This is a genomic window from Frankia sp. AgPm24 (assembly GCF_023243055.1).
GTDB lineage: Bacteria > Actinomycetota > Actinomycetes > Frankiales > Frankiaceae > Frankia > Frankia umida.
Genome location: NZ_JALKFW010000021.1, coordinates 1 through 9273 on the forward strand (window position 1 = coordinate 1; position 9273 = coordinate 9273).

8 protein-coding genes, 2 tRNA genes and 1 pseudogene are annotated in these 9273 nt (G+C 70.0%); 8 read left to right on the top strand and 3 right to left on the bottom strand.

The window, feature by feature from the left end; all coding sequences use genetic code 11:
* Nucleotides 1–34: 34 nt before the first annotated feature.
* Nucleotides 35–107: transfer RNA gene (locus tag MXD61_RS04915), tRNA-Arg, on the bottom strand.
* An 85-nt stretch (nucleotides 108–192) separates the two neighbouring features.
* The gene (locus tag MXD61_RS04920) at nucleotides 193–417 is read right to left on the bottom strand and encodes a DUF3039 domain-containing protein (RefSeq protein WP_011602139.1); all 225 of its coding nucleotides are present in this window, start codon (nucleotides 415–417) and stop codon (nucleotides 193–195) included.
* Nucleotides 418–562: 145 nt separating this feature from the next.
* On the opposite strand from MXD61_RS04920, the gene MXD61_RS04925 reads away from it, so the two are divergent.
* Nucleotides 563–1252 carry a metal-dependent transcriptional regulator gene (locus tag MXD61_RS04925; protein WP_248811667.1) on the top strand — a complete coding sequence of 230 codons (690 nt, stop codon included), beginning with the start codon at nucleotides 563–565 and terminating at the stop codon, nucleotides 1250–1252.
* Between the two features lie 78 nt (nucleotides 1253–1330).
* Here the strand turns inward: MXD61_RS04925 and MXD61_RS04930 are convergent, their stop codons facing one another.
* Entirely contained in the window at nucleotides 1331–2527 is a 1197-nt protein-coding gene (locus MXD61_RS04930) for a C40 family peptidase (RefSeq protein WP_248811668.1), read from the bottom strand.
* A gap of 534 nt (nucleotides 2528–3061) precedes the next feature.
* On the opposite strand from MXD61_RS04930, the gene MXD61_RS04935 reads away from it, so the two are divergent.
* The 7 genes and pseudogenes from MXD61_RS04935 to MXD61_RS04965 all read left to right on the top strand — a co-directional run.
* Nucleotides 3062–4315, top strand: a complete 1254-nt coding sequence (locus tag MXD61_RS04935; protein ID WP_244957082.1) for an ammonium transporter — start codon at nucleotides 3062–3064, stop codon at nucleotides 4313–4315.
* On the top strand, nucleotides 4312–4653 hold the full coding sequence (locus MXD61_RS04940) for a P-II family nitrogen regulator (protein WP_163548172.1): 342 nt from the start codon (nucleotides 4312–4314) through the stop codon (nucleotides 4651–4653). Before MXD61_RS04935 ends, MXD61_RS04940 begins: the two co-directional genes overlap by 4 nt.
* Before the next feature lie 176 nt (nucleotides 4654–4829).
* Entirely contained in the window at nucleotides 4830–7211 is a 2382-nt protein-coding gene (locus tag MXD61_RS04945; RefSeq protein ID WP_248811669.1) for a [protein-PII] uridylyltransferase, read from the top strand.
* A gap of 76 nt (nucleotides 7212–7287) precedes the next feature.
* Nucleotides 7288–7378 (top strand) — tRNA-Ser (locus MXD61_RS04950).
* 452 nt (nucleotides 7379–7830) lie between these two features.
* Nucleotides 7831–8178, top strand: coding sequence for a hypothetical protein (locus MXD61_RS04955; RefSeq protein ID WP_248811670.1), 348 nt, complete (start codon nucleotides 7831–7833; stop codon nucleotides 8176–8178).
* 60 nt (nucleotides 8179–8238) lie between these two features.
* The gene (locus MXD61_RS04960; RefSeq protein WP_248811671.1) at nucleotides 8239–8490 is read left to right on the top strand and encodes a hypothetical protein; all 252 of its coding nucleotides are present in this window, start codon (nucleotides 8239–8241) and stop codon (nucleotides 8488–8490) included.
* A 257-nt stretch (nucleotides 8491–8747) separates the two neighbouring features.
* Nucleotides 8748–9273: pseudogene (locus MXD61_RS04965) on the top strand (hypothetical protein); the annotation flags it as partial.

Consider the following 9273-nt stretch of genomic DNA (forward strand, 5'->3'; position numbering starts at 1 on the left):
TTAGTACGGTCCTGGCCTGGTCAGCGACCCGATGTGCCCCAGGTAGGAATCGGACCTACGGCCTACCGCTTAGGAGGCGGTCGCTCTATCCACTGAGCTACTGGGGCGCGCGGGGCGGGCAGCGATCGCCGCTGAGCCCGGCCGGTGCCGATCGTACGACTACGACCGGCCCAGACGCCGGCAGGCCGACCGTCAGCCGAACTGCTGGGCCATCTCGACGAGCTCCTTGCACTTCGGACAGATGGGAAACCGGGAAGGGTCCCGCACCGGCTCGAACTTGTAGCCGCACAGCGCCGTGACCCGTCCGCCCTCGATGGAGGCGCGGACGATCTCCTCACGGCGGGCGTAGTGGGAGTGGTCGTCGCCCTCGTCCGTCCTGGTGTCGGACGTCTCGGGTGCGATCTGAGTCGTGCTCATGAGGCGATTCTAGTGCCGAGCCCCGTCGCGGTCGCCGGCCACCGGCGAGGTTTCGGGCCCACGGCCTACAGACACGGCACACGCGGGACACCTGGCCCTTGCGTGCTCCGGACGCGGCGTACTCTGGAGATGACGAAGGAGAGCGGTGACTGGACTCATCGACAGTACCGAGATGTACCTCCGTACCTTGTACGAGCTGAGGGAAGAGGGCATCCCCCCGCTACGCGCGCGCCTTGTGGAGCGACTGCACGTCAGCGCGCCTGCCGCCAGCGAGTCGACCGCTCGCATGGCCAACGAGGGCCTGGTGTCCCTCGCCGACGATCGTACGGTTCAGTTCACCGAGAAGGGGTTGCAGCGAGCGACCGCGGTCATGCGCAAGCACCGCCTGGCCGAGCTCCTGCTCACCAAGGTCATCGGGCTCGACTGGGCGCTGGTGCACAACGAGGCCTGCCGCTGGGAGCACGTCATCTCCGACGAGGTCGAGGCGCGGCTCACCGTGCTGCTGGGTGACCCGAAGCGCTGCCCGTTCGGTAACGAGATCCCGCCCTCGCTCCACCCCGAGGCGGTGGTTCCGGGGATCGCTCCGGTCAGCCTGCTGACCACGGCCGACCGGGCACCCGCCGACGGCGGCCCGCCGGTCACGGTGAGCTGGATCTCCGAGCGGCTGCAGACCGACGAGTCCGCCATGCGTCGGCTGCAGGACGCGGCCATCGTGCCGGGGGCCCAGGTGCTGCCGGGCTCTCGCGGCGACCTCGTGCGCATCGTGAACCCCAACGGTCAGGCCGACGCGGAGATCAGCCGCAGCACCGCCGCACTGGTCTACGTCGACCGCTGAACCCGGGGGCCTGTCGGCCGCTGGCTCCGCGAGGAGCGCAGGTCCGACAGGCCCGGTTCCGGGCCGCGCGCCACCAGGTCAGGCGCCCGGACGCACGCCCCCCTGGAAACTCGGCCAGATCGGCTCCACCCGGACGACAGCGCCGGTGTGTGGGGCGTCGATCATCTGGCCGCCCCCCACGTAGATCCCCACATGGTCCAGATCCTCGTTGAAGAAGACCAGGTCACCTGGTATCAGCTCGGCTCGGCCGACGCGCTTGCCCTCGTTCCACTGCGAACCGGTGTAGTGGCTCAGCGACACCCCGGCCTTGCGCCACACCCACTGGGAGAGCCCGGAGCAGTCGAAGGTTCCAGGACCATCCGCGCCCCACACATAGGGCTTGCCGAGCTGCGCGTAGGCCTCCTGGACAGCGACCGCGGCGCCGCCGCTGCCCAACGGCGCCTGCGGGGGTGCCGCGGTGATCGGCGTGGCGGCGAAGCTCCGGCCAGCGGTCGCCGCGATTCCCACGGCCTGCTGATAGCGGCTCTGCGCTTCCTGCGCCTGTCGGGCGAGGGCGGCCGCGGCGGCCGCGGCCGCCGCCTGGCGGGCTCGACGGGCCGCTTCGGCTCTGGCCAGGGCCTGCCGCCTGAGCTCGGCGTAGCGAGCCTGGAGCCGGTCCAACAGCTGACGTTGGGAATCGGCTGAGGCCTCGAGTGACTGCTTGCGCCGGCCGAGATCCGCGACGATCTCCTTCTTGTCCGCGAGGGCCGCGTCCGCGTCGTGGCGGGCCCCGGTGAGGTCGCGGCGCGCCAAGCGCAGGGATGTGTCGGCCAGACGCTGGCGGGTGGCCAGCGCGTTGACCGCGCCGACCCGGTCGAGGGCATGTTGCAGATCCCCGCTGAACAGCAGGGACAGCTCGCTGAAGCCGCCGGCCCGACCGGCGGAGACGGCCAGACCCCGGTGCCGGTCCGAGGCCGCCCGCACCGCCTGGTCGGCGCGGACCACGCGGGCCGCCGCGGCCGCCGCGGCCTGCTCCGCGGCCGCGAGCCTGATCCGCTCGGCGTTGAACTGTTCGGCGGCCTGGGCCGCCTGCTGGGCCTGGGCGTCCAGCTCGGCGCTTGCCTCGTCGATCTCGGCCTGGACTCCGGCCAGGTCGGTCGAGGAGCTCTCGGCCGGGTTCGCCCATGCCACGCCAGCCGAGCCCACCAGCGTGGTCGGGCCGGCCAGCAGGAGGCCGGTGAGCCCCAGCGCCACCGGCCAGGCCCCGCGAGCCGCATTGCTCTTAGCACGGTCCATCTGGGCATATGCCCCCGTCGGTGGTGGTGTGAGCATTCTTGGAACAGCCGTTTTTGCTGGCCCTGGTATCGGCCGCACCACTTTGGTGGGGTCCGGGTCAACCGGGGGTGGAACCGGCGGTGGGACGTCGGGCCGTCCACCTCGGAAGGCGCGTGCGCGCCGGGTGGCGGCGTGAGAATGGCGGGCCTTGGGAAACGGTTCGCCAGCGGTATGCCAGCCCTCCGTAGGGACGCTGCTCACACCGCGGGACCGTAACTGTGGGCAGTTGTACAGTCACGGAAGAGCGCGAATCCGGGCGGAGAGTCTCCGCACCCCCACCGTAAGGCCGCCAAAACGGGCCACTAGGCGCCCAATTTAGCGAATTCACACGTCAGAAACAGCGGAGACACAGGTACGGAACAGATCCTGCCGAATCTTCGCCCCGAGGATCCGGGACAAGCGCAGCGTGGCGGGGGACCGGGTGAGCGCAGTCCGCGCAACGCGCGGGGGGACGACAGGAGAGACATGGAATTGAATTCGGGCGATACAGCGTGGATGCTCATAAGTTCCGCGATCGTGCTGTTCATGACGCCCGGGCTGGCATTTTTCTACGGCGGCATGGTCCGCGCGAAGAACGTCCTCGGCATGATCATGCAGAACTTCTTCGTCATCGGCATCATCACCCTCGTCTGGTCGCTTGTGGGCTTCAGCCTGGCGTTCGGCGAAGGTAACGGGTTCTGGGGCGGCTTCCACTTCACGGCGCTGCAGAACCTCAGCAGCGGGGACGGCGCCATCCCGTACGTGGTGTTCGTCGCCTTCCAGATGATGTTCGCGATCATCACCCCGGCGCTCATCACCGGCTCCATCGCCGACCGGATGAAGTTCAGCGCGTTCGCGGTGTTCGTGACCCTGTGGTCACTGCTGGTCTACTCGCCCATCGCGCACTGGGTGTGGGCGACGAACGGCTGGCTGTACAAGCGCGGCGCGATGGACTTCGCCGGCGGCACGGTCGTCCACGCCAACGCCGGTATCGCGGCCATCGTGCTGGCCGTGGTGCTGGGCCGGCGGACCGGCTGGCCCAAGGGTGACTTCCGCCCGCACAACGTGCCCTTCGTCCTGCTCGGCACCGGCATCCTGTGGGTCGGCTGGTTCGGGTTCAACGCGGGTTCGGCGCTGGCGGCGAACAAGCTCGCCGGCTTCGCCCTGCTCAACACGCAGATCGCGACCGGTGTGGCCATCCTTGGCTGGCTCGCCGTGGAGCGGCTGCGTGACGGCAAGGCCACCACGCTCGGCGCGGCTTCCGGTGCGGTCGCCGGTCTGGTCGCCATCACGCCGGCCTGTGGTTTCGTCTCGCCGATGGGCTCGATCGCGGTCGGCGGTCTCGCCGGCGTCATCTGCGCCCTGGCCACCTCGATCAAGGGCAAGGTCGGCATCGACGACTCGCTCGACGTCGGCGCCGTCCACCTGGTCGGCGGTGTGCTCGGTGCGCTGCTGACCGGTCTGTTCGCCACGGTGGACACCAACTCGGCGGGCAAGGACGGCCTGTTCTACGGCGGCCCGTGGAGCGTCCTCGGTGAGCAGGCGCTCGCCGTCGGCGCGACGCTCGGTTACTCCGCCGCGGTCACGCTGATCATCGCGCTGGCGATCAAGTACACGATCGGCCTGCGGTTGAGCGACGATGACCAGGTCACCGGTATGGACGAGGCCCTGCACGGGGAGACGGCCTACCGTTACTCCTCCATCGGAGGCGGCGGCTCGCTGACCTCCTCCGTGACGCCGGTCAAGGTGCCCGAGGAGGCCCAGGCATGACCAAGCTCGTCACCGCCATCATCAAGCCGTTCAAGGTCGACGACGTCAAGGCCGCCCTGGAGAAGCTGGGCGTGCACGGCCTGACGATCTCCGAGGTCCAGGGCTACGGTCGACAGAAGGGCCACACCGAGGTCTACCGCGGTGCGGAGTACAAGGTCGACTTCGTACCGAAGATCAAGGTCGAGGTCGTGGTGGCGGACGAGTCCGCCGACGAGCTGGTCGCGGCGATCACCGCGGCCGCTCAGACTGGCAAGATCGGTGACGGCAAGGTCTGGGTCGTCCCGGTCGACTCGGTCGTGCGGGTCCGCACCGGGGAGCGCGGAAGCGACGCCCTGTAGTCCGCGCGACGGCACCACAGGCAGCGCAAGGCACCACCGGCACCACCGCACAGCACCGGTACGAACAGCACAGGTGGCGGCACCGCGTGAGATCTGACGCGGTGCCGCGCCATGTGTCCGGCGAGTCCGGAACCTCCCGTCGGCCGAACGCACCGCGGGTGCGGAGGAGGACAGCCATGCCGGATCAGGATCGTCTGGAGATCCTGCGCGGTCGCCACGACCCGCTGCCCGAACAACGCGGCGCCGAGCTGCGCGGTCTGCTCACCGAGCTGGCCGACGATGTGCTCCGTGAGCTGTTGGGCGATCCCGGGCCCGGCATCGCCCTGCTGGCCGTCGGTGGCTACGGACGCTGCCAGCCGGCCTTCGGCAGCGACCTTGACCTGGTACTTCTGCACGACGGCAGTCGGTCGGATGTCAGCGCCGTCGCCGACGCCGTCTGGTACCCGCTGTGGGATGCCGGCATCGGCCTCGACCACAGCGTGCGCACCGTCGACGAGGCGATCGCGGTGGCCGACGACGACCTGAAGGCCGCCCTCGGGCTGCTCGACGTCCGCCGGATAGCCGGGGACGACGAGCTGGTCCGCACGCTGGCCCGCCGGGCCCGCGACCGGTGGCGCACCCGAGCCCCCAAGCGGCTGCCGGAGTTGGCCGCCGCCGTGGCCGAGCGAGCCGACCAGCTCGGCGAGGTCGCGTTCCTGCTCGAACCCGACGTCAAGGAGTCCCGCGGCGGTCTGCGTGACCTCGCCGCCCTGCACGCCCTCGCCGCCGCCTGGGTCGCCGAGGTCCCCTCCGCCCGGGTGCTGGCCGCCGCCGAGGTACTGCTCGACGTCCGCGGTGAGATCCGCCGGATCAACGCCGGCCGCGCGCAGGACCGACTGCTGCTGCAGGACGGCACCGCGGTCGCCACCGCACTGGACTATCCGGACTCGATGGCGCTGGCGCACGCGGTCGCCGACGCCGGGCGGACCATCTCCTGGGCCTGGGACGCCACCTGGTACCGCACCGCGGCCGGCCTGCGCAGCACGTCACGCTGGCGCAGCCGCCGGCCGGTCCGCCGCCCCCTCGACGAGGGTGTGGTCGAGCAGGACGGCGAGATCCAGCTCGCCCTGGACATCGATCCGACGAAGGACCCGGCGCTGGTCCTGCGGGTGGCGGCCGCCGCCGCCCGCACCGGAGTTCCGATGGGACGCTTCGCCGTGGACCGGCTGGCCCGCGAGGCGCCGTCCATGCCGGACCCCTGGCCCCCGGCCGCGCGCGACTCGCTGGTCGCGCTGCTGGCCACCGGGCCGGCCGCGATCGGCGTCCTGGAGACCCTGGACCAGGTCGGCCTGCTGGTGCGTCTGCTGCCCGAGTGGGCCGCGGTACGTAGCCGTCCGCAGCGCAATCCCTACCATCGCTTCACCGTCGACCGGCATCTGATCGAGACGGCCGCGCGCGCCGCCGCCTTCACCCGGGACGTGGACCGACCCGACCTGCTGCTGCTCGGCGCGTTGCTGCACGACATCGGCAAGGGGTATCCCGGCGACCACACCGACGCGGGCATCGAGCAGGTCCGCCGGATCGGGCCGCGGCTGGGCCTGCCCCCCGCGGACGTCGACGTCCTCATCGCCATGATCCGCCACCATCTGCTGCTCGGCGAGTCCGCCACCCGACGCGACATCGACGATCTCGCGACGATCGAGGCTGTGGCCGGCGCGGCGGGCAGCGAACGCATCCTCACCCTGCTGCACCTGCTGACCGAGGCGGACTCCCGGGCCACCGGGCCGACCGCCTGGAACGCCTGGAAGGCGCGGCTGATCGGGGATCTGGTGGCCCGGGCCCGGGCACTGCTCGGTGGACAGAGCGTCCCCTGCCCACCCCGGCTCGACGAACGCCAGCGTGCGCTGCTCGCGCTGACACCCGAGCACGTCATCCAGGTCAACCCCCTGCCTGACGAGGGGATGTTCGAGATCGTGGTGGTCACCGACGACCAGGTCGGCCTGCTGGCCGTCACCGCCGGTGTGCTGGCGCTCAACCGGCTCGACATCCGCCGGGCCTCGGCGCGCAGCGCGGACGGTCGCGCCCTGCTGCAGGCCGCGGTCGCCACCCAGCACGGATATCTGCCCGAGCGGGACAAGCTGCTCGCCGACCTGCGGGCCGCCCTGGGCGGAACCCTGGACATCGCCCGCCGGCTGGCCGACCGGGAACGTGACTACGCCGGCGTGCGGCAGTGGACGACCCCCGGGCCGCCGCAGGTGAGCTTCGACGACCTGGGCACCGCCACGGTCGCGGAGGTGCGCGCCCCCGATCAGGCCGGAGTGCTGTTCCGCATCGTGCGGGCGCTGTCCGAGCTTCGACTCGACGTCGGCACCGCCATCGTCGCCACCCTCGGCCTGGACGTCGTCGACGCCTTCTACCTGCGGGAGGCCGACGGCGGCCCGGTCACCGACCCGGCCCGCCAGGGCGAGATCGCCCGAGCGGTGCTGCGCGCGCTCGGCGCCGAGGTGGCCGCCGACGACGCCGATCTCGCCGATCTCGCCGGCATCGCCGACACCGCGGGCGCCGCGCCGGGGTTGTGATTCAGGCCGCGCCCGCCGACCGGTACCCACCCTGCCAGCACCGCCGTACGGGACGCTATGATGAGCGAGCACGTTGGGAGGCTTCGCCTAGTCCGGTCTATGGCGCCGCACTGCTAATGCGGTTGGGGGCTTCAACCCCCTCCCGGGTTCAAATCCCGGAGCCTCCGCCCCCAACCAGGCATTCTGAACAGATGTTCGGATTGCCTGGTTGTCTCGTGGAGATCAAGTTTGGCTGTGGATCGCGCACGGATGACACAGCCCGTCGCAACGCTCAGTCGATGCCCGCCGCGATGAGCCGATCCCGTTCGTCCGCTCATGAGCGCCCGCATAGGTCGGGAGCGAGGCGCGGCGCCGTTGCGGGGGTGACCCCAAGCCGCTTCGTCGCCTTCCGCTTCGCTTCGCCCGCCATGATCTGGTGCACGAACACTGACGACTGGCCTTTCGAAGCGGCAAGCCGCCTGATGCCCTGCCCCTGCCCTCCCAGGCCATGCGATTCCGGCTCTCTCGATCTGCCGGCTCGCCCTCCTCCGGCGACAGTCCGATCTCGGGGCCCGACGCCCGCAGGCTGAGCGGGGGATCCGCGGACGCCGGCGACACCGTCTGGTCCGCGCTGGGGATCATGTGGATCCCGGACGCCACGACGTTGCGCCGGGTGTTCGCCCTGCTCGACGCAGCTGCCCCGGACACTGCTCTGGAAGTGTGGGCCGCCCGGGCGAGCAGCCCGGCCCTCGGCCAGCGCCGACGCATCGCGGTCAACGGAAGAACCCTGCGGGGCACGCGTGCAGGCGACACCCCCGGCCAGTATCTGCTCGTCACCCTCGACCTGACCGGCACGGTGGTCACCGCCGACGCCCTGCACACCCAACGCGACACCGCCACCTGGCTCGTCGCACGCGGCGCGCGCTGCTTCCCAACCGCGAAAGCGAACCAGTCGACGCTCCACGCCCAGCTCACAGCCCTGACCTGACCTGACCTGGCCAAGGTCACCACCCGGGTATGCACGACCGACCGTGACCACGGCCGCCTCGTGACCCGTACCCTGAAAGCCACCGAGGTCCGCGCCGACCTCGACTTCCACCCGCCGCGCAGGCCATCCGGATCATCCGCCACCGGCGTCATGAACCTACATTGCCAACCAGAAAATTTGCCGATGCCCTGGGTATCGGCGGTAGCGCCCCTGCTGCCCGAGACCAGGCGATTCCACTTGGCTGTTCCTCGAATCCTCCGTTTCGAGTACGATTTTTTCAGTTTTGCAGAAACGCTTTTCGGCAACGCTTGAAATTCGCGATCGACACAGGCAGCAATGCTACTGTCGGCCCGTCTAGGTGGAAATCAAAAATTGACGGCGAAGGGTCGAAAATGCGACCACCAAGTCATTATTCGAGGACAGATAAGGACCAGTCTCACCCATCTCGGAGATGGAATAAACCGAGCATGGGATCTCCTGCCCAGAGGTCCGGGTATCGTTCGTTTCGGCGGGCATGGCGAGGGTTCGCTGTCGCGGCCGCCGCCCTGCTGGCGTTTGCGACGCTGCACATGGGTGTCGCTTCCGCGCAGATCACCACGACCATCATCGCGGACACCGCCATCGGCACCGGGGCCGGGCAGGTGAACTATGCGGGCGACAACTGGTCGCCGTGTACCAACTGCCTCGCCGGTAGCCTGGACGGAAGCTACCATTTCACCTACGATCGTGGCGCAGTCGCCACGATCCGTTTCACGGGCACCGAAATTACGATCAACGGCGTCGGCCACCCTAACGGTGGCATCGCCTCGATCAGCATCGACGGCGGCCAGCCCACCACGATTGACACGTATGCTCCGGCCCCGACCTCCATTGTGCTCTTTCACGGCACGAACCTGCAGACCGAGTTCCACACGGCCGCGGTTGTCAACACCGGACAGCACAGCACCCGGTCACCCGGTACGTTCATCGCCTTCGACTCGGCGGTGGTGGGCACGGATGCCGGCGCCCCGCTGCCCATCGGCTTCCGGTCGGGTCTGCCCTGGCAGTCCGGTACCTGGGCCAACCTGCTCCAGGCCCCCTCGGTGACCGACGCCT